The 22268-nt window shown below is 36.4% G+C and carries 21 protein-coding genes; 16 read left to right on the forward strand and 5 right to left on the reverse strand.

Going from position 1 to position 22268, the window contains the following annotated elements:
- Positions 1 to 42 precede the first annotated feature (42 nt).
- The 8 genes from FFM68_RS11880 (at position 43) to FFM68_RS11915 (ending at position 10003) form a co-directional block, all read left to right on the forward strand.
- Positions 43 to 480 (forward strand): hypothetical protein, encoded by a 438-nt coding sequence (locus FFM68_RS11880; protein WP_167483492.1) that lies wholly within the window; start codon positions 43 to 45, stop codon positions 478 to 480.
- A gap of 517 nt (positions 481 to 997) precedes the next feature.
- Positions 998 to 2332, forward strand: coding sequence for a H2O-forming NADH oxidase (nox, locus tag FFM68_RS11885; protein WP_137619525.1), 1335 nt, complete (start codon positions 998 to 1000; stop codon positions 2330 to 2332).
- Positions 2333 to 2676: 344 nt separating this feature from the next.
- On the forward strand, positions 2677 to 3771 hold the full coding sequence (locus FFM68_RS11890; RefSeq protein WP_137619526.1) for an ABC transporter substrate-binding protein: 1095 nt from the start codon (positions 2677 to 2679) through the stop codon (positions 3769 to 3771).
- Between the two features lie 164 nt (positions 3772 to 3935).
- Entirely contained in the window at positions 3936 to 5561 is a 1626-nt protein-coding gene (locus FFM68_RS11895) for an ABC transporter permease (RefSeq protein WP_137619527.1), read from the forward strand.
- Positions 5551 to 6510, forward strand: a complete 960-nt coding sequence (locus tag FFM68_RS11900) for an ABC transporter ATP-binding protein (RefSeq protein ID WP_137619528.1) — start codon at positions 5551 to 5553, stop codon at positions 6508 to 6510. Before FFM68_RS11895 ends, FFM68_RS11900 begins: the two co-directional genes overlap by 11 nt.
- The gene (locus FFM68_RS11905) at positions 6507 to 7718 is read left to right on the forward strand and encodes a glycosyltransferase family 4 protein (protein ID WP_137619529.1); all 1212 of its coding nucleotides are present in this window, start codon (positions 6507 to 6509) and stop codon (positions 7716 to 7718) included. The genes FFM68_RS11900 and FFM68_RS11905 overlap by 4 nt, the downstream gene beginning before the upstream one ends.
- A gap of 606 nt (positions 7719 to 8324) precedes the next feature.
- Positions 8325 to 9206 (forward strand): ABC transporter ATP-binding protein, encoded by an 882-nt coding sequence (locus tag FFM68_RS11910; protein WP_137619530.1) that lies wholly within the window; start codon positions 8325 to 8327, stop codon positions 9204 to 9206.
- The gene (locus FFM68_RS11915; RefSeq protein ID WP_137619531.1) at positions 9203 to 10003 is read left to right on the forward strand and encodes an ABC transporter permease subunit; all 801 of its coding nucleotides are present in this window, start codon (positions 9203 to 9205) and stop codon (positions 10001 to 10003) included. Before FFM68_RS11910 ends, FFM68_RS11915 begins: the two co-directional genes overlap by 4 nt.
- Positions 10004 to 10193: 190 nt before the next feature.
- Here the strand turns inward: FFM68_RS11915 and FFM68_RS11920 are convergent, their stop codons facing one another.
- Positions 10194 to 11183 carry an ROK family protein gene (locus tag FFM68_RS11920; RefSeq protein ID WP_137619532.1) on the reverse strand — a complete coding sequence of 330 codons (990 nt, stop codon included), beginning with the start codon at positions 11181 to 11183 and terminating at the stop codon, positions 10194 to 10196.
- A gap of 129 nt (positions 11184 to 11312) precedes the next feature.
- Between FFM68_RS11920 and FFM68_RS11925 the strand changes: the two genes are divergently transcribed.
- The 4 genes from FFM68_RS11925 (at position 11313) to FFM68_RS11940 (ending at position 14405) form a co-directional block, all read left to right on the forward strand.
- The gene (locus FFM68_RS11925) at positions 11313 to 12458 is read left to right on the forward strand and encodes an MFS transporter (RefSeq protein ID WP_137619533.1); all 1146 of its coding nucleotides are present in this window, start codon (positions 11313 to 11315) and stop codon (positions 12456 to 12458) included.
- A 63-nt stretch (positions 12459 to 12521) separates the two neighbouring features.
- The gene (locus FFM68_RS11930) at positions 12522 to 12902 is read left to right on the forward strand and encodes a VOC family protein (RefSeq protein ID WP_137619534.1); all 381 of its coding nucleotides are present in this window, start codon (positions 12522 to 12524) and stop codon (positions 12900 to 12902) included.
- Positions 12903 to 12929: 27 nt separating this feature from the next.
- Positions 12930 to 13559 (forward strand): sugar O-acetyltransferase, encoded by a 630-nt coding sequence (locus tag FFM68_RS11935; protein WP_137619535.1) that lies wholly within the window; start codon positions 12930 to 12932, stop codon positions 13557 to 13559.
- Between the two features lie 15 nt (positions 13560 to 13574).
- A complete protein-coding gene (locus FFM68_RS11940) occupies positions 13575 to 14405 on the forward strand; it encodes a histidinol-phosphatase HisJ family protein (RefSeq protein WP_137619536.1) in 831 nt (276 codons plus the stop codon).
- Positions 14406 to 14615: 210 nt separating this feature from the next.
- Here FFM68_RS11940 and FFM68_RS11945 read toward each other — a convergent pair whose 3' ends face one another.
- Positions 14616 to 16616 carry an ABC transporter ATP-binding protein/permease gene (locus FFM68_RS11945; RefSeq protein ID WP_137619537.1) on the reverse strand — a complete coding sequence of 667 codons (2001 nt, stop codon included), beginning with the start codon at positions 16614 to 16616 and terminating at the stop codon, positions 14616 to 14618.
- 195 nt (positions 16617 to 16811) lie between these two features.
- On the opposite strand from FFM68_RS11945, the gene FFM68_RS11950 reads away from it, so the two are divergent.
- The 3 genes from FFM68_RS11950 to FFM68_RS11965 all read left to right on the forward strand — a co-directional run bounded on the left by FFM68_RS11950 (position 16812) and on the right by FFM68_RS11965 (position 19831).
- Positions 16812 to 17390, forward strand: a complete 579-nt coding sequence (locus tag FFM68_RS11950) for a TetR/AcrR family transcriptional regulator (protein ID WP_137619538.1) — start codon at positions 16812 to 16814, stop codon at positions 17388 to 17390.
- A 179-nt stretch (positions 17391 to 17569) separates the two neighbouring features.
- Positions 17570 to 18430, forward strand: a complete 861-nt coding sequence (locus FFM68_RS11955; RefSeq protein ID WP_137619539.1) for an NmrA family NAD(P)-binding protein — start codon at positions 17570 to 17572, stop codon at positions 18428 to 18430.
- A 1062-nt stretch (positions 18431 to 19492) separates the two neighbouring features.
- Positions 19493 to 19831, forward strand: coding sequence for a hypothetical protein (locus FFM68_RS11965; protein WP_137619541.1), 339 nt, complete (start codon positions 19493 to 19495; stop codon positions 19829 to 19831).
- Positions 19832 to 19969: 138 nt separating this feature from the next.
- On the opposite strand, the gene FFM68_RS11970 is transcribed toward FFM68_RS11965, so the two are convergent.
- Positions 19970 to 20686: a DUF975 family protein gene (locus tag FFM68_RS11970; RefSeq protein WP_137619542.1), complete on the reverse strand. Its 717-nt coding sequence runs from the start codon at positions 20684 to 20686 to the stop codon at positions 19970 to 19972.
- Between the two features lie 259 nt (positions 20687 to 20945).
- The gene (locus FFM68_RS11975) at positions 20946 to 21248 is read right to left on the reverse strand and encodes a nucleoside triphosphate pyrophosphohydrolase family protein (protein WP_137619543.1); all 303 of its coding nucleotides are present in this window, start codon (positions 21246 to 21248) and stop codon (positions 20946 to 20948) included.
- A gap of 200 nt (positions 21249 to 21448) precedes the next feature.
- On the opposite strand from FFM68_RS11975, the gene FFM68_RS11980 reads away from it, so the two are divergent.
- Complete coding sequence (locus tag FFM68_RS11980; protein WP_137619544.1) at positions 21449 to 21841, forward strand: DUF1398 family protein; 393 nt, start codon at positions 21449 to 21451, stop codon at positions 21839 to 21841.
- Positions 21842 to 21910: 69 nt separating this feature from the next.
- On the opposite strand, the gene FFM68_RS13145 is transcribed toward FFM68_RS11980, so the two are convergent.
- Positions 21911 to 22060 carry a hypothetical protein gene (locus FFM68_RS13145; protein ID WP_167483493.1) on the reverse strand — a complete coding sequence of 50 codons (150 nt, stop codon included), beginning with the start codon at positions 22058 to 22060 and terminating at the stop codon, positions 21911 to 21913.
- Positions 22061 to 22268: the final 208 nt, after the last annotated feature.

A 22268-nucleotide genomic window follows, 5' to 3' on the forward strand; every position in this document is an offset into this window, starting at 1 on the left:
TCCATAAATCACTAAATGATTTATGGAAGCCAATTTTTTCCTATGAAGGACTATGACTTATGTCACGGCCTCTTTTTTTACAATATGTTAAGCGCTATCAGCCGAAAAAAGGCAGAGTATTTCCTTGATAAAGCAGTCAGTGATGTTTGTCATTACCTCATCGAGACTTCTGTAGATATTTGGCGAGTGTCGAATGTTTTATTTTACTGCGGAACTTTTTATGTGAGTATCAAAGGTTATAATGTTAGCGATGCATCGCTAGAACAGGGTGTAATGATCTGCTCTGACAATCATGTAACGTATTATCTTGCTAGATTGATGTTTCAATTAACTAAAAATGCCTTGGTCCAAAATAAAGCGCTCGAAGTGATCCGAGAATATGTTGCCGATGCGCAGGCATTTGCTAAAATCAATCAAAATACAGTCGAGCTTCGTGAACTAAAAGTCTTGCAGGCGCGACTAGATAAAAGAGAGCAATAAATTTTGAGGAGACGGATCAGAACCGTTTCCTCTTTATTTGTATAAAAAGAAAATAAGCCGCTGCCCGAAAGAATCCTGTATTTACAGCAAAATAAAGAAAAAAATTTAATTGATTCACCAATTTTAATAACCTGAGCTAAACTACTTTACAATCGTTATAATCAAGAGTATTATTCACTTTAAGAAAGCGCTTAATATGCATACGGGGGATTTTAATAACTTTTCTATCTAAATGGTGATTAGAAAATTTCATACGTTTAGCTCTCATTCAGCTAACTGAAAGTAATTAGCAAGCAGATCAATGCAATGATAAAAAAATTATTTTATTGCGTTACTAGGATAGCCTGACGGAGTGAGTTTAAGTCTATAGCGACTTGTGAAAAAACAATCAAAGTTAGTGGGATTGATCTATTTACGATTTTGAAAAGTTTATTTTACCAATAAATATCCATTAAGCATATGTGCTTTTATATAAAGAATAATTGAAAAGGGTTTTAGAGGAGCAGGAGGAAAAATTATGACAAAGACAGTTATTATTGGAACAAATCATGCGGGGATTGCAGCAGCAAATACATTGCTGGATAATTATCCGGATCAAGAGGTTGTAATGATTGACCGTAACTCTAATCTAAGTTATCTAGGCTGCGGAACAGCTTTATGGGTCGGCCGCCAAATCGATGACTACCAAGGATTATTTTATACAAATAAAGCAGATTTTGAAGCTAAAGGCGCTAAAATCTATATGGAAACATCGGTTGATCGGATCGACTTTTCAGAAAAAAAAGTTCATTGTGTTCAAAAGGACGGCAAAGCGTTCATTGAATCTTATGATAAATTGATTTTGGCAACTGGTTCGCGGCCAATTGCTCCAAAAGTTCCGGGACATGATTTGGACGGCATCCATTTCTTGAAATTATTCCAAGAAGGGCAAGCAGTTGATGCAGAAATTTCAAAAGATAGTGTAAAAAAAGTAGCAGTCATCGGTGCCGGTTATATCGGTGTTGAAATTGCAGAAGCCGCTAAACGCCGCGGAAAAGAGGTCTTGCTATTTGACGCAGCAGACCGTTCATTGCCAAGTTATTATGATAAATGGTTTACTGATGAAATGGATAAAAATTTAGCAGACCACGGAATTGAAACTCATTTTGGTGATTTGGTGAAAGAATATAAAGGAAGCGATCGTGTCAATGCTATCGTTGCTGATTCCGGTGAATATCAAGTAGATATGGTCATCAATGCCATTGGATTTGGTCCGAATGCTGAACTGGCCAAAGATCATTTAGAACTGTTCCAAAACGGTGCTTACTTAGTTGACCGTCATCAACAAACAAGTGATCCAGATGTTTACGCAGTAGGAGATTGTGCGACGATCTATTCCAATGCATTAGAAAAAATGACTTATATCGCACTTGCTTCTAACGCAGTACGTTCTGGAATCGTAGCTGGTCATAATGTTGGCGGCACACCATTAGAAGCAGCGGGGGTCCAAGGATCAAACGGGATCTCAATCTGGGGATTAAACTTAGTTTCAACCGGTCTATCTGTAACAGCCGCTGAGAAAAATGGGGTAGATGTGAAATATACAGACTTTGAAGACTTGCAAAAACCAGGTTTCATCAAAGGAGAAAACGATACAGTCAAGATTCGGATCGTCTATGAAGCAAGCAGTCGCCGAATCGTAGGAGCACAACTTTCTTCAAGAGAAGATATTTCAATGGGAATCCATATGTTCTCATTAGCAATCGCAAAACATGTAACAATCGATGAATTAAAACTATTGGATATTTTCTTCTTACCACATTTCAACCAACCATATAACTACATTACAATGGCTGCATTGTCTGCTGAGTAGACCTGAATAACGTAGTATAGTAAGAGCATAATTACGATTATGCTCTTTATTTGTTGTAGTAATAAGAAATGAATATTATTTAAGCGGTTGCAAACTTTGCCTACGAAGGGTATAGTTATTACTAATGGAAGAAATATTTTTATAAAAATCCATTTTAATTGAGGCTGTCCAGATTTTCGGAGGCTTTTTTCTTTTCTATATGATAGATGAAATAGTATTAAGGAAGACCGTTAATCTTAATTAAGCAAACGTGGCACGAAAATCTTTTCTTGGTTTTGCTTTGCTTGTTATTAAGATAATAGTATAAATTATATTTGTTAAAAACTGATCAAAGGGGCGGAAAAATGAAAAAATCGAAGAAACTAGGTATTTTAGCAACGTTGGTATGTGGTGTCCTGTTGTTTGCCGGCTGCGGCAGTAGTACTGATGAATCCAGTGCATCAAATTCTGAAAGTAAAGTGGAGGAAACAGCTAGTAGTGAGACAGTTGAAACGACTGATTTTAGCGGTAAAACTTTAAATGTGGTAACGACTTCGGACGCTTATAAAGCCTTGTTTGACAAATTCAGTGAAGAAACTGGTGCAAAGGTAGAGTTTCTATCTATGTCTAGTGGAGAAGTTTTGTCGCGGATGAAGGCGGATAAAAGTGAGCCAATGGCTGATTTATGGTTTGGCGGCGGTTTAGATGCTTTTATGCAAGCTAAAACGGATGGTTTGTTGGAACAATATCAATCGGATGTAGTTAAAACTATCGATGAAGACTATCGTGATCCCGATGGCTACTGGTTATCAAAAGGCTTAACGGTGGGCGGTTTATTGGTCAACGATGAAATTCTCAAAGAAAAAGACATTGAAGCACCTGAAACTTGGGCTGACTTAGCAGATTCAAAATACAAAGATGAAGTAATCATGAGTGATCCAGCAATTTCTGGAACAATGTATGCAATTGTAAAAGGTATTTTAGATAAAGATGGTACCGATAAGGGCTGGGAATACTGGGAAAAAGTGAATGAGAATATTCAATTTTACGGTAAACGAGGAAAAGACCCACAGGAAAAAACAGCTTCTGGAGAATTTGCTATCGGTTTAGTACCGGTCGATCAATCTACCTTTGACGCAGCCGAAGAAAATAATTTATCAGTCGTTTATCCTTCTGACGGAATTCCTTGGGTTCCAGAAGGCGTGGCAGTCTTTAAGGATGCTCCGGGAAAAGAAATGGCAGAAGCGTTCATCGACTTTATGTTGAAACCAGAAAATATGCAGCAATTAGCAGAAATCGACGGTAAAGATACTAATCAAATTATTGTAGACGGCGTGAAAGGTTTGGATCTCGGATTAGAGAAAAAAGATTTAATCAAAGAAGACCTGACTACTTTCGGCTCGGATCGTCAAACTATTTTAGATAAATGGGCAGATATGACTGCCGATAAAGCCCAATAAAGATAGTAAACGCTAAACTTTCTGATTGAAACAAGTAAAACGATAAGAAGAGCTGAGCTGAATTTATCAATTAGCTTAGTTCTTTTTTCTATATACTATACATAAATTAGTATCAAACTGGATGTGTCTGACTTTGAAAGAACAGACTGGAAAGAGGAGAAAGCGTGAGTAGACGAAAATTACAAAGTCTGATTATCGAAAAAGGTGTCTACCTAGCATTGATTGGTTCTGTAGGGTTATTTATTTTATACCCATACATAGTAATTTTCTACGAAGGATTGATAGTCGAAGAAGGCGGCCTTATTAGTTATCTGGGAGAGAACTGGCAATTGCTGAAAAACTCTCTGTTTGTTGCAGGATTGACTACAATTTTCTCATTATTTTTTGTTATTTGCCTAACGGTTTGTTTCATTTTCCTTGGTAAAAAACTGCAACGAGTAATGCGTTTAGTATTTCTGATTACAATGGTATCGCCACCTTTTGTGACAGCGCTAGCGTATATTACATTGTTTGGAATGCGAGGGTTGATCACTCACGATTTACTGCATTTGACTTACAATCCCTACGGACCACAGGGAATCATCATGATGCAAACCATGAGTTATGCATCACTGAATACCTTAGTGTTGATGGGAATGGTAAAAAATATTGATCCTACTATTATTAAAAGTGCCCGCTCATTGGGAGCTACACCCGATGCGATCATTAAGGACATGTTTTTACCTTTATTGAAGCCGGGGCTGATTGTGGTGGCATTGATAAGTTTTATCCGCAGCCTAGCAGACTTTCAAACGCCTACGATCATCGGCGGAAATTACCGAGTGCTAGCTAGCGAGGGTTATTTTGCGGTTATCAGTCAAGGTGACATCCATAAAGCAGCATTGATCAATCTAACATTATGTATCCCAGCACTGTTCTTCTTTTATTTTTATACAAAATATGAAAAAAAGATAGCGCAACAAAATCATGGCTTGGAACAAGGAAATTTGAGTCTGCCGCGAAAAGGTTTTAGTTTCTATGGCAGTAGTGTGATTTCAATTTTGTTTATCTTCTTTATGACTGCTCAATACATGGCGATTGCAATCAATGCTGTTACAGTAAAACGGGGCGGGAAATTATTTTTGTCTCTGCGACCGATTTTAGAGAGCCGCGATTATATCGACGGGATTGTTCTTCGAACTATTGTTTATTCTTTGATTGCCGGATTTGTGGGTAGTCTTTTGAGCTTTCTGATTATTTATTTTAGTCAGGTAAAAGGTTCTAAGGTGATGCGATGGGTGGAATTAGTTGGAACATTGCCTTATTTACTTCCAGGAACTTTTTTTGGATTGGGTTATCTATATGCATTCTCTAGTGGTCCTTTAAAAATGACAGGTACGGCTTTGATTGTGGTACTAAATGTTACCTTTAAGCAGTTGGCATTTGCAACGAAAGCCGCTAGAGCTGCTTCCAGTCAAATTGATGATACCTATTATAAGACAGTTCATGATCTGGGTGGTTTCACGATCAATGAGTGGCAAGATGTCTTTTTTCCGATGAGTAAGCAAGGGTTTGCTTTGACTTTTATTAATGGTTTTATTAGTACAATGACAACGATTGGTTCGATTATTTTTTTGATAACTCCTGGACAAAAAATGTTGACCTTGGTGATGTTTGATGTCGTTCAGCGAGGAAAATACGGAATTGCATCGGTTCTAGCCTGGCTGATTATTTTTATCTGTCTGGCAGTAGCAGGAGTGATCTACGGTGGATTAAAATTAAGCGAAAGGCGGCGATTTCATGTTTCTTGAAGTCCGCGATTTAGATAAATTCTATGGTACTAAACAAATTCTGAAGCAAGTTTCCTTTACCGTTTCTCAAGGGGAGATGCTGGTCATTCTCGGCCCTAGTGGTTGTGGCAAAAGTACTCTTTTAAGTTGCTTAAACGGTTTTGAAAAAATTTCTAACGGTCGAATAGTGTTAGAAGAGCAAGAGATTACTGAGCAGTTGCCGGAAGAACGAGACATTACTACCGTTTTTCAATCCTATAGTTTGTTTCCCCATCTGAATGTGATGGAAAACTTATTGTATGGATTGAAGTTTCAGAAATTGACTAGAGCTGAAAAACAAACCAAAGGCCGAGACATGTTAAAATTATTGCGATTGACAGGATACGAAAAAGCACCGATCCAATCGCTTAGCGGTGGTCAGCAACAACGTGTGGCATTAGGGAGAAGTTTGATCGTGGAACCTAAGCTGCTGTTGCTGGATGAGCCGCTGTCTAATTTGGATGAGAAACTGCGAGTAGATCTGCGGAAGGAAATTCGCCGGATCCAAAAAGAATTGCAGATGACGATGATTTTTGTCACACATGATCAAGCAGAAGCCTTTGCCATTGCTGAACGGATTTTATTATTGGATCAAGGTGTAATCCAGCAATGGGGGACGGGACCAGAAATCTACAACACACCGAGTGGAGCTTTTCCATTAGAGTTTATTGGTGAAAGCAATTCACTGGATGAGGAAAATTATGTACGACCTGAGGAAGTAACGATTGTGCCGGATGAGACAGGTTCTGGTGTAATAATCGATAGTTTATTTCAAGGTGCGACTTATGAATATCAAGTGCAATTGGTTGACGGGCAGATATTGAAAGTTACCCGCTTGAATCAAGGAGCACCATTAGAAATAGGCAGTAAAGTTGCAGTGAGTTTTGTACCAAAACATATTAACTTCGAAAAAGGAGAATCATTAAAATGAAAATTTTGCATATACAGGCACAGTTGCCAGCGAAGACTGGCAGCGGAGTGTATTTTTCTAATGTGATTAAAGGTCTGCAAGAGCATGAGCAGGCGTGTATTTATGGGATGTTCGGCGAATTCAGTTATGAATTGATCCCAAAAGAGAATCAATATCCTGTCGTATTTCCTAATAAAGAATGTGATTTTCCGCTGCCGGGAATGAGTGATGTGATGCCGTATGAAAGTACTGTTTATGGGGAAATGACGGAAGAAATGATTGCGCAATGGCAGAATATTTTTCGTAAAAAAATTCATCAGGCGGTAACCGATTTTCAGCCTGAAGTAATTTTTTGTCATCACTTATGGTTTTTGACGGCTTTAGTGCGAGAAGAAATTCCTCAATTGCCGGTATTTGCATTTTGCCATGGAACAGATATCCGTCAAGCACGTCAGCATCCGTACTTGTTTAAAAAATATGTACAAAACCTTTCTAAGTTGGATCAAGTATTTGCTTTGAGCCACTTACAAATCGACGATATCCATCAGCTGTATGAAGTGCCAAAGGATAAAATCTTTGTTCTAGGTGGAGGATTCGATCCGGAGATTTTTTATCCGCCAGCAAAAAAAGCTGAAAAGGATGGGATAGATATTCTATATGCCGGAAAAATTTCTGAAGCAAAAGGCGTATTTGCATTGACGCAAGTCTTTACTGACCTGACTAAACGACATCCGGAAGTTCGGTTGCATTTAATCGGGAATGCAGCGGGGGAAGCTAAAGAACGTCTAGCGCCTTATTTAGATAATCCGCAAATCATGCTTTATAATGTTGCCAATCAGCAACTACTGGCAGATGAATTTCGCAAAGGCGATTTGTTTGTGCTCCCGTCTTATTATGAAGGGCTGGGATTAGTGGCTATCGAGGCCTTGGCTTGCGATATGCGCGTAGTAATAACAGACATTCCAGCATTAAAAGAACAGTTAGGTTCGGTGGTAAACGACAGCGGCGTGATCTCTTATGTCCCATTGCCGCGAGTGCGAAATCAAGACGAACCATACGAAGAAGATCTGCCGAAATATTATCATGATTTGGAAGTCGCTTTAGAAACACAGTTGCAGAACATTAAAGCTGGGAAGAAGATTACTAAAGTAGTAGAAGAAGCTATATTGGAAAGCAGTTGGCCGCAACTAATTGAAAAAGTAGAAGAGAAATTAAGCACAATTAAATAGATTTCAATTCCAAAGATAAAAAGGATTAGTAGAATAAAAGAAGCAATTCCGATGCCAGTTACAGCGACGGCTGAAAACCTTATTACTGATTACACACGTTACGCTCGGAAATAGAGTTAGATAAATATCAGCGCTATTTTAAATTTGAAAAAACCTCAACAAGCCAAATCAGATTATTTTGTTGGGATGAAAATGGGACAAGTATTTAAGTTAGCGAGGGACTATCTAACTATGCCACTTTCTGAAATCCGAAAAGGTGCTAGAAACCCACACTCGTGATATGCCGCGAGTCGAGCTGTGATATGCCAGTGAAAACTTGATGGTGGAGCAGCGAAAATACTTTTGGAAATTTTAGATTCAATTAAAGATACTCCGAATTAGACTGCTATTTTTTTAAAATTAGTTATATCAAATAAGAGGAATCTTAGAATAGATTTCAAAATATTTTGTGTTGGTGGAAAATTAAGATCGATTTTCTGCCAATATTTTTTTGTCTAATTAGGATGAAAATAAATTAAAACATCAGTCTGATTTGACAAAATTCCTGTAGGACACGTATATTCTAATTAGGTAGCGCTTTCTAAAATTGGAATCGAGGTGTAATGAATGGCAATGATTCAGACGCAGCAGCTGACAAAAATGTATGGAAAACAACGAGGGATCCAAGATGTTACTTTAGCGATAGAAGCAGGGGAGATCTTTGGTTTTATTGGTCCGAATGGCGCGGGGAAATCTACGACAATCCGATTATTGTTGGCGATGCTCTTTCCTACGGGAGGAACGGCGCAGATTGACGGCAAAGATTGTTTTATGAGAAGTCGAGAGGTCAAGCAGCTGGTGGGGTACACGCCAGCAACGGTCAACTACTATAAGCAGATGACGGCAGAGGGATTGTTGCGGTATTCAGCGAGTTTTTATCGGAAGGATTGTGTCAATAAAATGACAGAGTTGGCAGAGAGATTGGACTTGGATCTTACAAGAAAAATCAAGACGCTGTCCAGTGGCAATAAGAAAAAAGTTGGGATTATTCAAGCGTTGCAACATGAACCCAAAGTTTTGATTTTTGATGAGCCAACCAGTGGATTGGATCCTTTTATTCAGAATCAATTTTTTGATTTATTGGCAGAGGAAAAAGCAAAAGGCGTAACGGTCCTGTTTTCTTCCCATGTGATGAGTGAAGTCGAACGAATTTGTGATCGAGTGGCGATCATTCAAAAAGGACAGTTGTTGAAAGTCGAAAAGACGGCGCAATTGATAAGCAGTCGTTTCAAACGAATTTACGTGAAGTATCGAAAGCTGCCAGATTTTTCTACACTGAATAAAATGGACTTCCAACAAACAGAAAATGCAGCGAGTTTTTTATATGAGGGTGAGTTGCCGTTTCTTTTATCAAAAATTAATCAGTCGGATCTGCTTGATTTGAAGATCACGGAGCTGTCGCTTGAAGAAGTCGTCCTGCAGTATTATGAAGGGCGGGAAGTGAAATGACGCTTTTTGTTCAAGAATTGAGGCAAAATTATCGCTCAATGTTGATTTGGCTGGTTGTGCTGATTGCCTGTAATGGATTGTTATTGACCAGCTTTCAAGCAACGGCAGAATTGGCACAATCAACGGAAGCTTTTTTAGCCCAATATCCGCAAGAATTTATTCAGGCACTGAATTTGGATGTGCTTGAGATGACAGACGTGTTGCATTTTTATGCTAGTCGCTCGTATTTACTGACCGCTATTTTAGGAAGTGCCTTTGCGGGCATCTTAGGAGCTGCAATGCTCACAAAAGAAGAAAGCGATCAGACTAGCGAGTTTTTGTTGGCGAAACCAATTAGTAGAAGCAATATACTGATCGAAAAATTTGCCAGCGTCATTGTTTTAGTCACGCTATTTAATGGAGTATTTGCTATCAGCAATTTTGTTTTACTGCGCCTTGTTCAACTCACAGATTTTAGCATCAGCAGTTTTCTTTGGTTGACGTTAGGGACTTGGCTTTTGCATCTTTTCTTTGCTTGTGCCGGCTTTTTTATCTCGGGATTCACAGCTTCGATCAAAACGAGTTTATCCCTTGTTTTGGGGAGTATTTTAGTGATGTATATTGTTAGTCTAGTACCGGCTTTGCAAGAAAGGTTAGCCTTTTTTCGCTTTTTGACACCATTTAGTTATTTTAATACTAAAGATCTGGTGATTGAAAGGAAAATTCAAGGCATGTACTTGCTGCTTTTTTTAATCAGTTGTGCAATATTGTTGATCATCACTTGGCAATATTACCGCCGCAAGGATATTAACAGCTAAAAATACCATGAGCCCTAGAGCAGTAGGGAATTTTCTAGCTATTCTATTTTTAAAAAATAGATAGATAAATATTAAGAAACAAACAACTTGAGGAAATCAAAATTGAGTGAAAAAAAATTCAGGATGCAAAAGACAAATACAGTAAAATTTGGCTGTGATTTGTCTTTTTTGTCCTAATAAGTAGTCGTCATTAAGAAAAATCGGATTTATCGATCTCTTCAATTCCAATTCTTATTAATCCTTTGAGGTAGTTGGACTCAAAATTTTGCGAACTATCTATTAGTGGAAGAGCTGAGTAATGGAAAATTTTAGATAGTTCGTGCTCAACTGCCAGTTGATTAAACTGGTTTTTCCAATGATCGTTCATAAATAGCAGCACTTTTTGCGGGTCGTGCATGGCTAAGACAGATTGGACAGTCTCAAGGATAAGTATATTTATCTCATTTTCACTAACTGGAAATTGCTTTTGTTGTAAATGAGGTAAGTGTTTTATTTCTCCGCTTAGGTTATTTTGTCCTTTAAAAATTTTATTGTGAATGATTAGCGATGATCCAGGTGGAAAGTTATTGGGAAAATAAATCCCGCAGATGATTTCAGCATCATTTGGACAAAAGCCAAAGGTAGCAGCATTAATATCATTTTCTACATATGAAGGACACTGAATGAGTGCCTCGATTTTTTCATTTAAGTTGATATCTTTGAAAGACTCGATATCCATGATTTTTAACGTCTGATCGATCTCAACTCCTGGAATTCCTGTTATCGCAAATGATATTTTGGGGAATTTCTTTTTCAAGGCTGAAATCGTTTCGAGAAAATCGGCTAAAGTTAGTAGAGCTGTCCTTTTTTCAAAAACAATCTCACCTAGCAAATTACTGACATAAAAAATAATAGTCATCTGATCGTCTTTTTCAATAAATTGATTAATAAGAATCAATTTTCTATTTGCGTTAAAGATGTAGGCACTTGCTTGTCTTCCACCCGTTTCTATTGTTTTATCTAATTCGATGAGTTGGTTTGCTGCTACAATTTCTGGCAGCAGTTTGTTGATTGTAACGACACTTAATTCGGACTGTTCTGAAAGTTCCTTTTTTGTCATCGGCTGAGGATTCATTTTTAATAAATTGATCAATAGTTGTTGGTTGTGTGATTTTATATCTCGTTGGTTAAAAGCTTTCATGTTAACTCCTCCTAGTATAATAATAGCAGAAAGCCAGTTAGAAAAAACACTTTATTAATTTAATTAATAAAGGTATAATCAATCTAGTTAATAAACTTTGTTAATAAAGTGTTGGGAAAGGAAGACACGATGATCAAAAAAATTGGAATAGTATCGTTATCTTCTGTAACGGGTGCGGCTTCTATCATAGCTTCGGTTATACCTCTTTTAGCGGTGGCTTATCCAAATCAAAGTTTAACAAGTGTTGAGTCATTGGTTACGATCTCCAGTTTAAGTGCGTTAGTCACAATTTTATTGAATAATTTTATCGTTAGAAAAATTGGAATCAAGCCTACAATAATTGCTGGTCTCTTTCTTGGTGCTATTTCAGGAATATTGCCATTTTTTGTGAGTAATTATTATCTGTTTCTTTGTTTGCGAATCATTTTGGGAATAGGTATTGGGTTATATTCACCCCATGCTATCTCATTGATTAGTTTATTTTATAGTGGGAGAGAACGAACAAAACTTTTAGGGATTCAAATGGGGATTTCTGCGTTAGGAAATGCGATTTTATTATTCATAGCAGGTTGGCTTGCGAGTTTTGGTTGGCGATGGACGTTTTTTGTCTATAGTTCGCTGGCTGTAATCGCGTTGCTGATCTTATCTAAAGTCCCTAATGTAACAATTAAAAAAGCAGAAAGTAAAAAAGTAAGACCCTTAAATAAAACAGTCACTCTATATATAATTTTGTGTTTTCTCACTTTTCTGATTATTTGGGGCGTTCAATTAAAACTTCCCGCATATTTAGTTGAAAATAGTATTTCTTCAAGTAGTAAATCAGGGATGCTTTTGAGTCTAATGAATATTGCAGGAATGTGTGCGGGGCTAAGTTTTAGTTTTTTCTTTGATCGAATAAAGCGGTTTTTATTACCAATAAGCTACATTGGAGCTGCAATCTGTGTTTGGGGTATTTTATTAAGCGCTAATTTTCTGTTTATTTCTCTTTTTAGTATCCTTTTTAATTTTATATATTCGTTTACTGGACCATCGATAATTTTGAAAGCAAATTCTCTAGCTGAAGAAGATCAAATCATCAAAGTAAACTCGCTGATCTCTTCAACAACGATACTTAGTATGTATTTAGCCCCGCTATGTTGGAATTTTTTTACGGGCTTATTTAGTAGAGAAGACAATGTATCTGTTACCTTTAGTTTAATAATTGCTTCATTATTTTTTATTGGGGTAGTGATTTTTTTAAGCTACTTGTTAAAGAAAGCACCAAAGAAAAATTAAACGATACAAACTTTATTCCGGTTATTTTTAATTTAAGAGAAAAAATATTAAGGAGAAATCACAATGAAAATTGAACACATCGCACTTTGGACAAGAGATATCGAGAAAATGAAGACGTTTTACGAAAAATATTTTAATGTAAAAAGTACAGAGCTGTATGTTAATCCTAAGACTAAATTTTGTTCTTATTTTCTAATTTTTGAATCTGGTAGTCGTTTGGAATTAACAAGCAAGCCGTTTTTATCAGATCGTTCGGTGGATACCGCTGGTTATACCCATTTGGCGATTTCAGTAGGAACTAAAGCAGATGTCGATACCTTTATAAAAACCATTCTTTCGGCTGGGTATCCTTTGCTAAATGGCCCGCGTACAACAGGAGATGGGTATTATGAAGCAGTCATTCAAGATCCAGAAGGAAATCTAATTGAGATTACAACAGACTAAAAGACAGTTAATAGGAGACTTGAAGAAATGAGTAGAGATTTTGATTATGAAAGAATGTTAGCAGGAGAATTATATTGTGCACCAGATATTTCGCCTAAAAATAGTTCGATGCAAGGGAAAAAATTGGTACAACAAATCAACCAACTCCCTATTGATAAAGTCGATGAAATCATTGATTTAGAGAAAAAGTTATTTGGAAAAACTGGAGAAACTGTCTATGTCCATCCTCCGTTATATGTGGATTACGGTCGCCATACGGAGGTGGGAAATAATTTTTACGCCAATATGGATTGTGTTTTTCTAGATGTGAACAAAATCATCATTGGCAACAATGTCATGCTCGGACCGCGAGTATGCCTTTATACAGCCGGACATCCAACTGATGCTGAAATTCGAAATAAAGAATTAGAATTTGGGTTATCGATTACAATTGAAGATAATGTGTGGATTGGAGGAAGCGCTCTTATTTTACCAGGGGTAACGGTAGGAGAAAATTCTATTGTTGCAGCTGGTTCAGTAGTAACAAAAGACGTTCCAAGAGACACACTCGTTGGCGGGAATCCAGCTAAAATAATTAGAACCTTGGGAGAACTCGATAGAAAAAAATGGAGTATAGAAGAAAAGAAATATTTTGAGGCTAAAAATAAAGTACTTTAGAAGGGAGCATGGCTAATGTACGCGGATTATCATGTTCATAGCGATTATAGTGATGATTCTTGGTATTTAATGGAAGATGTCATTAAAGATGCGATTGAAAAAGGATTAGATGAAATTTGTTTTACTGATCATGTCGATTATGGAGTAAAAAATGATTGGCAAGAAGGAGAAACTTATCTAGTTAAGGAAAACAAAGTTGTTCGAAATGTTCACTACCAGCGATACTTTGCTGAAATCCAACGATTGACAAAAAAGTATTCCACTCAAATTTCAATTAAAATGGGTTTGGAATTTGGCATGCAGCGGCATACTATTTCAAAATTCCAAAAGCTCTTTGATACTTATAACTTTGATTTTATTCTTTTATCTATCCATCAGATCGACGATAAAGAATTTTGGACAGGCGATTTTCAAAAAGGGCGTACGCATGAAGAATGCTACGATATTTATTATGATGAACTGTATGAGGTAGTTTCTTCTTATAATGATTATAGTGTTTTGGCCCATATGGATCTTATCAGACGCTATCTAGACAAAGAAACAGATGCTTTTTCATATTGTAAAAATAAAATAGAAAAAATCTTAAAAGTTGTAATAGAAAATGGAAGAGGGATCGAAGTAAATACCTCTTCTACGCGGTATGAAATTAATGGTTTAACACCATCAGTAGAAATATTGAAGTTGTATTATCAGCTTGGAGGAAAAATAATCACAATTGGCAGTGATAGCCATGAATCGGATCATTTGGCATTTCATATCAATGAATCAAAGAAAATTTTAAAAGAAATAGGGTTCACTCATTTTTGTACTTTTGAAAAAATGGAACCGATTTATCATAGATTGTAAATAACACTAGAGGAACCGTTAGTAAGTAAGTATCACAAATCGAATTATATGCAAAAAGTCAGACTTCGATAAGCTGACTTTTTTGTATGTAATTTAGTCATCTTGAGTACTCGCAATAATTTTTCTGCTATTTCCAGATAGAAATCTATTAAAAGCAAATAGCTTACTAACAAGAAACAATCGGTAAGCTATTTGCAGATTTTATGGGATTTAGTCTGCACTCAACGCATCTATTGGATTAAGGGATGCGGCGTGTCGTGAAGGTAGTAATGCAGCGATTAAAGAGATCACCAAAGCGATTATGAAGGTAGAAAGAACATTAGTAAAACTAATTTGGACGAAACTGTATGCCGCAATTGGCTGCAATACTGCATTTGCGATTGCACCGATCCCAAAGGCCAAGCCTGTACCTAAAACAGCACTTACGATCCCGATAACCAAAGATTCACTGATAAATAATCTACGAATATCACGCTTGCTTTCACCAAGTGCACGAAGGATACCGATTTCTTTGGTTCGTGCGCTAACGGACATGTACATTGTTACAATAATCATTAACGCGGAAACAATTAATGAAATACCAGCAATGACAGCTAGGACTGTCGAAGCTAAACTAACGTATGTTTGGATTGTGTCGATCATACTTGCGATCGAAGAAGAACTATACAAACGTTTATCATCAGCCTTGATTTTGTTGATCTTTTTATTGACTGCTTTAACATTGTCTAAATGATCGATTTTAACGGCCAATGAGGTTGGTGTTGTGTCGATATTTGCAGCAGACATTGCGTCAGTAAGTGTGGTCGTATTAATGATGTTGATTCCTTGCATACCGGCACTATTACTACCAATCCCAGCAACTTTTGCTGAAAAAGCAACAGTTACTTTCTTACCTGAATCATCAAGTGCTGTATAGCTAAGACCAACGGTTTTGCCGATTAAATCTTTATAATTGTCATCAGTAATCTTTTTAGCAACAGCCTCTTTATCAAGGATGATTTCACCTTTACTAGGTTTGTGACCCACGTCAATCGATGATTCAGTCGAGGCTTTTGTCCAGTTTGAAAGGGAAGAAATCGTAGCTGATTTTTCACCATTTTTCACCATAACATTACTAGCAGTATAACTTTCTTGAACAGAGTTTACATGTTTAAGTTCATTAATTTGATTAATTTGATCGGTACTAAAAGTTGGTTTTTTAGTTATTGATGAACTTGTTAAAGCCGCTGCCATTGGATTATCATCCCCACCCGGAGTAGGAGCCGCTGTTGTTTTTTTCTGATAGCGAGCAACGGTAATAACTTGTGGATTAGCCATATCAGTTACTTGCTGATTGATGTAGCCGCTGATCCCATTTCCTAAGCCGGAGAACAGGATGACCGCAAAAAGGCCAATCGCCGTTCCAATAACAATTAAAGAGTTTCGCCAAAAGTTAAATTTAAGGTGCTTAATAGCAGTTTTGATACTAACAGACGCTGGTAAGAGCCTCGATTTGATTGGTGAGGGTGTCGCTTGTGGCTGATAAGCATCACGAATACGTTTGTTGTCATCGATCTTTCCATCGGATAAGTGGACGATTCGTGTTCCGGTATCCGCAACTGCTTGCGAGTGGGTTACCGTAATCACTAAACGACCTTCAGCCGCAATCTCATTTAAAATTTGAAGAACTTCTGTAGTATTTTGAGAATCTAAAGCGCCAGTTGGTTCATCAGCAATAATTACTTTAGGATCACTGGCTAAAGCACGTGCAATGGCAACACGCTGTTTCTGACCACCGGATAATTGATTTGGATATTTTTTTGCTTGATCTTGTAATCCAACTCTTTTCAATAAATTTAACGCTCTTTTTTCTCTCTCTTCTTTATTTAGAGTCGTCATATCTAATGAAATCAACACATTATCTAAGACACTAAGGTGACTGATTAAGTTATAAGCTTGATAAATATAACCGATTGTGTCGCGACGATATGCATCTAAAGATTTTTCATCTTTGTGATCCAGTGGTTTACCATCAACGAGAACTTCTCCCTCAAATTCACGATCAAGGCCGCCGATAATGTTCATTAGCGTCGATTTACCACCACCAGATTCACCGAGGATGGAAACAAATTCTCCTAATTCAAAATCTAAATCGATTCCTTTTAGGACTGGAAATTCCTCTTTACCTAGAAAATATGATTTATGAATGTTGCTTAGTTTTAAGAATGACATAAAACCCCTCCAAAAAGTTTAATATTAAAAAAAATATTTAATTTATTTATGGGTATGAGCTTACTCCGAGAGAGGACTTTTGTCAACGAAAAGTTAAATATATTTTTTTATGTTTAATTTTTTTGTGTAATTTCTTATTTTGTGCTAGGATTAAACAAAAGATATCCAAGCTAACTAAACGTAAGAGGTGAGTTCATGAAACGTGATTTGAAAAAAGAACTTAATCGCAAAAAAATTATTGATGCGGCATATCAATTAATGATCAAAAATGGCATCCAAAAAACAAGTGTTAAAGAGGTAAGTGAATTATCAGGAATCTCATTTGTTACAATGTACAAATATTTCAAAAGCAAAGAGGAGTTAGCTGAGGAAGTAGCCCTTCAGTTCTTTAAAGAAAATTCTCAAGAATTACAAGCAATTGCCGAGGATGAGACGCTTGATTTTCTATTGAAATTTAAAAAATTTGAATTGAGATCTAAACAGCTTAGGCTAACTTTGACACCAGAAGTTAATGAGGAGTTTATGCGAGCGTTTAGTGAATCTAAAGCTGTTCAAACATATGCTAAAGAATGGAACGATAGATTTTGGCAATTAATGATTAAGTCAGGTCGGAAGTCAGGTGTGATAAATAGCGATGTCTCAGATGAAGCGATAAGTTTATTTGCTAATATGTTTACAGAATATGTTTCTACACATATCAGTGATCCTAAATTAATCCCACAATTTGAGAAATTATTCATGTATGGACTATCAGGTAACCAAAGTAATAGATGAAATGATTTTATTCAAAAAATAGAATGTGTTTGTTAGTAATACTTTCAGATTCATGCTGTATCAGGAGTCCTATTATTTAGGAAAAACAGCAATATGCAAAGATATGCTATAGCGTCATATACAGAACTATCTAAGGATAACTATTGTAAACAGATAATGAGTAACGGAGGGTCTAACTGATGAAATATACAATTACAGGAGCTACTGGACATTTAGGAAGTATCGTACTGCAAGATATGATTAAGTTGGTCGGTGCAAATAACATTCGGGCTGCTGTCCATACACCAGCTAAAGCAACAGGACTCGCAGAGCAAGGAGTTGAAGTAGTCGAAATTGATTATTTAGATACTGATACGATGACGACCACTTTCAAAGGAACCGATGTTTTAATCTATATTCCCAGCAAAACTTATGATGTGCTGCAACGAGTAACAGAATTTGAAAATACGCTGACCGCAATGAAAGAAGCAGATGTAAATGAGATTATTTTTGTAAGTTTTTATGCCGATCAAGAAAATAATCCATTTACGATGTCCGCTTATTACGGTTATGTACCACGCCGTTTAGCAGCCTCTGGATTGAACTATGCAGTAATCAAAAATTCGTTGTACGCAGATCCTTTGGTTCCCTATTTACCTGAATTGATCGAACGTAAGAACTTGATTTATCCAGTGGGAAATGAAGCTTTATCCTTTATCGCACAAGAAGATAGTGCTGAAGCGATTGCCCAATTAGCAGTGAAGCCTGAACTGCGTAATAACGGTCAGGTTTATACAGTGACTCAAAAACAACATTATACAATGGTTGAACTAGGCAAAATTATGACAGAAGTTACGGGGAAACCAATTGGTTATGCACCAGTTTCAGTGGCAGAATTTGCTGAAATCTATGCGTCTGACGGGGATGGAGCTGAATTGGGCTCCATGTACCAAGCAGGTGCGATGGGATTGATGGATTTAGTAACGGATGATTTTGAAAAGATAACGGGGCATGATCCAATTTCAATGATTGATTTTCTCACATTGCATTATCACAAATAAAAATCATCGTATTGAATGAAGATATCACGTGTTTCTTTGCGTAAACAATAAGAACTCCTTTTGATAGTGTAAGCGGCTAGCGACCGTTCATTCTATCGAAAGGAGTTCTTTGTATTTGTCTATTGAGTAAAAATCAAAAAGATGGGGGACTTGTTAAATAAAGTTTGAATAATCAACAAAAAAACAGCTGATTGAAGCGAAAAGGAAGATTATAGCCATCGCTAAACTACTCCATTGTCCAAACATTACAAATGGCGACGTATTTTTATTCCCATTTTGTTTCAGATAAGTAAAGGAACGTTTAGTCATCCAAAATTGCCACACAGACAGTAGGAAAAAAATAGTACCAAACATATAACGCATGTAATCGTCTCCTTTTCTACTAGTATACGCTCAAAAAAATTGGGTTACAATCAATCTGAAGTAAATCAAGGCTCATTGAAAAAACTAATTTTGGATTAATGCTGAAGCTGATCAAAGAAGTAAATCAAAGCGGGATCTTTCAATAATCAGTTTTGATGTTGGAACAAATGTTTCTCAAGCTGACTTGGTTTTACATAATCGAAAAAAATCTCGCCATTTTTTATCAAGAATTGACCTTAGAAGATATAGACATAGAAAATGCAATCTTTTCGAAATCTAGTCATTAAAGCAAGCGAGATATTCAATTAGTAAAATCTGTGACTGTCTAGCGGTCAAAAGGGAACCGGGGTATAATTGATTTGACAGAGATAGTTGTAGAGAGAAGGAAAAGAATGTTTAAAGGGCCAGCAACATACAAAAGAGTTCTAGGTAGCATTATTTTTTTTTAGCTTATTTCTACTTTTAATGGAGCTACTATTTTTACAACCTTTTAATATAAAGGCATATCTCAAGGCGATAGTTTGGTATGCAGTGACATATGGAGTCATTGGCTCAACAATTGTTTGGACGAATAAAAATAGAAAACAATAATGAAAAATTATGAAGGATGTGTCTATTTTCATCGAAATAAAGATAGTTTGTGGATCATATGAATTGCTTCTTTCGAGAAATTAGCAGCAAAAAAAGGAGAGGAAATTTATGAAAAAGGCAGTTTGGATATTCTCTATTAATGTTGATGATGGGGGAGCGCCATTTGGCTATGCTTTCAACCTAGCTGGCTGGAGGATAAAAAAATTTCAAGAGGAAATAAAAGAGGAATTGTTGCCAGATATTGACTTAGAGTTCATTAGTTATGATGTGACAACCAATCAGATCCCTGCTGCAGATATTGTTGTTTTCAACGACAAGGATTCACGATTCATCGCTGATATGATCAGAAAAAATGGACTTTCAATTCCGTATCAAGATGTTTACGTTAAGGATACAAAAAAAATAAAAGACACTATCCTTACGTTCTTCAATACAACTAAAATCTAACGTACTGTTTAAATCGGGTGTTTTTTTCATGGATTTTGGACTACCCTTAAGATTTTAAAAACACAAAAATCAGCCATCAGAAAAAGGTGGCTGACTTTTATGCACTTGTGATTGATTTTTTAACCTAGAGTAAATTATTTAGATAGATTCTTCTCTTAAGTTATTTTGCAGGTCGTTGTAAAAAGCGGCTTTAGTAGCCGAAACATAAGGACCTACCCATAAATAGGCGATTCCTAATGTAGGTATAGTTAGGAGATACCACCCAATAAAAGTGATATCTAACCAAAACAGTCGGCCTTTATGGCCATCCATTAGGCGGCGGCTTGCTGTGATCGTGTCGAGTATTTTAGGTTTTTCACCCGTTTGTTCGATTTGATCGTAATAAATAAAATAACTTTGAGAATAGGAATAATGTTTTACAATTCCCGGAATGACTAGTAATAGTGACCATAATGTTGTAAAGATGCTAGTTAGCAGGGCTAATAAAATGACACCACCGATAAATTTTCCTTGAAATCCGCGAAAGGCATCTTTAAACGGATCAATTTGATCGCGCACTCCGCGTAATAAATCGAGATAGGTCCAAGAAATCCCGCTTAAAAACAATGCACTAATAATTGAAGAAACAATATTTGTTCCCCAACTGTTCGTGGTAGTTTGTTGTTGCTCAGAAACGGAAGAAAACATCCCACCATCCGATCCATGGAGGTAAAAACCGATCAGTCCTGAGAGTATGATAACAATAACTACCGCTACACCTAATAGTGTCGGAATAAGGTTTAAAACAACTGCTTTGCCCCATTTTCCTCGCAATATTTCTTTTGCTTCAGCCTTTAATTCAGCTGTATTTTTCATAGCAATTCACTTCCTTTGCAATAAATAGTTCCATCGAGCATATATTTCAGCTAAACAAAAATATCTAACTTTTGAACTAATTTTAGCATAATCAGCCAATAAAGCTCATTAAAAAGTAAAATAAACAAAAAATAGTTGACTAGATCATTTTGATTTATAAAAAAACTTGTTCTTTACCAGCAAATTTTGCAGAGCTTTTGCGTTAATAAAAAACTGAGTACGTGTTCAGACCACTATTTTCAAAATCAGTCATTCTTTGTTAAAGAGATTCCTTTTCCTTGATAAACTTTTCCAATTCGGTTTCGATATCAATCTCTAATCTTGTGGATAGTTCAATCAACCACCAAATATTTTCTGCGAGTTTATGCTCTAGTGTATAGGGTGTTTCATCATAATACCGTCCCAGTTTTGTCAGCACAAGGCGATCTAGATTTCCGATGTCATTTGAAAGAGCTAGTAAATCTTCTTGAACAGACCAGATCTCTCCATGATTTTGAACTTCTAATTCGTGATAGCGTGCTCTGATTTTATTGCTTTTATCGATCAGTTCTTTAATATCCATATGGTTTCTTAATCCTCCTTGATTCGTACAAGGAGCCTAGCATTAATAAATCTATTTGTAAAGTTGCTTACACGTGGCATAGAATGGACTAACGATAATATTTCTCTAAACTATTTTAGGACGCGCAATAACTAATTGCATGTTGGAAATTTTCTCGCTATAGTGGATGTATCATTTTGTGAAGATAGGGGAGAAGTTGAATGACATTAGATTTTCAAGCCATTGAACAAGCAGTTAAAGAAGAAAAAAATGCTGGTGGATTCGCTGAACTAATGAAAAAATTCCAAAAACTAGGTGTAATTCGTTATGAATACCTGGTAGAAGAAGGAATATATCGATATTTCGATCAAAAGAGTTCCATCGATCTAAAAATGAATGGTGTTGCTAAACCGGTTGATCCAAAGGGGGATAGCACGGGTATTAAGCAAGCCGTGCGTCAAGCTCAGTCGGGCGTAATTACTTTTGAACAATTTTGTGAACTAGCCGGAAAGGCAGGGATTCTTTACTGGTCAACAGATTTAAATAAAAAAATGGTTTCTTATTTTGATCGAGAAAACCAAATTCAATTACAAGAACCGATTCCAGGATTATAGAGTAACCCATCTACCATTGAAAATGAGTAGATGGGTTATTCTTCTTTCTTCAAAATTGAAAGATACAAATCATTTTACTTTTATTGCTCCAAATTTTGTTGTGATTTTTAAAGAAGGGAAAGCTGATAAGGAATTTTCTTTTAGTTCCTTAGCTACTGAAATACTACCATTATCAGAATTTGTATCTATTTTATCGATAAGTCCATCTTGTAAATTCAAAATAACTACACCACTAGCTATTTTTATTTCTGACGAGTTTAACAACTTATAGGCTATTTGATTAACTTCGCTGGATTATGCGGGTATCTTGAATGGACTAACTTCGATAGATTAGATGATTATATCACTGGAAGTTTAAGTAACCAAATGATTGGCATGTACGTTTGTTACTATTGATTCTCAACTTTCGGTTTTAAATATGAAGAGT

It is taken from the genome of Enterococcus xiangfangensis (genome assembly GCF_005405365.1).
GTDB classification, from domain to species: domain Bacteria; phylum Bacillota; class Bacilli; order Lactobacillales; family Enterococcaceae; genus Enterococcus_A; species Enterococcus_A xiangfangensis.

Excerpts from the sequence above, each read along its gene's own strand:
- FFM68_RS11880 (WP_167483492.1), top strand. The coding sequence starts at position 43 with ATGAAGGACTATGACTTATGTCACGGCCTCTTTTTTTACAATATGTTA.
- nox (WP_137619525.1), top strand. The coding sequence starts at position 998 with ATGACAAAGACAGTTATTATTGGAACAAATCATGCGGGGATTGCAGCA.
- FFM68_RS11890 (WP_137619526.1), top strand. The coding sequence starts at position 2,677 with ATGAAAAAATCGAAGAAACTAGGTATTTTAGCAACGTTGGTATGTGGT.
- FFM68_RS11900 (WP_137619528.1), top strand. The coding sequence starts at position 5,551 with ATGTTTCTTGAAGTCCGCGATTTAGATAAATTCTATGGTACTAAACAA.
- FFM68_RS11905 (WP_137619529.1), top strand. The coding sequence starts at position 6,507 with ATGAAAATTTTGCATATACAGGCACAGTTGCCAGCGAAGACTGGCAGC.
- FFM68_RS11910 (WP_137619530.1), top strand. The coding sequence starts at position 8,325 with ATGGCAATGATTCAGACGCAGCAGCTGACAAAAATGTATGGAAAACAA.
- FFM68_RS11915 (WP_137619531.1), top strand. The coding sequence starts at position 9,203 with ATGACGCTTTTTGTTCAAGAATTGAGGCAAAATTATCGCTCAATGTTG.
- FFM68_RS11920 (WP_137619532.1), bottom strand. The coding sequence starts at position 11,183 with ATGAAAGCTTTTAACCAACGAGATATAAAATCACACAACCAACAACTA.
- FFM68_RS11925 (WP_137619533.1), top strand. The coding sequence starts at position 11,313 with ATGATCAAAAAAATTGGAATAGTATCGTTATCTTCTGTAACGGGTGCG.
- FFM68_RS11930 (WP_137619534.1), top strand. The coding sequence starts at position 12,522 with ATGAAAATTGAACACATCGCACTTTGGACAAGAGATATCGAGAAAATG.
- FFM68_RS11935 (WP_137619535.1), top strand. The coding sequence starts at position 12,930 with ATGAGTAGAGATTTTGATTATGAAAGAATGTTAGCAGGAGAATTATAT.
- FFM68_RS11940 (WP_137619536.1), top strand. The coding sequence starts at position 13,575 with ATGTACGCGGATTATCATGTTCATAGCGATTATAGTGATGATTCTTGG.
- FFM68_RS11945 (WP_137619537.1), bottom strand. The coding sequence starts at position 16,616 with ATGTCATTCTTAAAACTAAGCAACATTCATAAATCATATTTTCTAGGT.
- FFM68_RS11950 (WP_137619538.1), top strand. The coding sequence starts at position 16,812 with ATGAAACGTGATTTGAAAAAAGAACTTAATCGCAAAAAAATTATTGAT.
- FFM68_RS11955 (WP_137619539.1), top strand. The coding sequence starts at position 17,570 with ATGAAATATACAATTACAGGAGCTACTGGACATTTAGGAAGTATCGTA.
- FFM68_RS11965 (WP_137619541.1), top strand. The coding sequence starts at position 19,493 with ATGAAAAAGGCAGTTTGGATATTCTCTATTAATGTTGATGATGGGGGA.
- FFM68_RS11970 (WP_137619542.1), bottom strand. The coding sequence starts at position 20,686 with ATGAAAAATACAGCTGAATTAAAGGCTGAAGCAAAAGAAATATTGCGA.
- FFM68_RS11975 (WP_137619543.1), bottom strand. The coding sequence starts at position 21,248 with ATGGATATTAAAGAACTGATCGATAAAAGCAATAAAATCAGAGCACGC.
- FFM68_RS11980 (WP_137619544.1), top strand. The coding sequence starts at position 21,449 with ATGACATTAGATTTTCAAGCCATTGAACAAGCAGTTAAAGAAGAAAAA.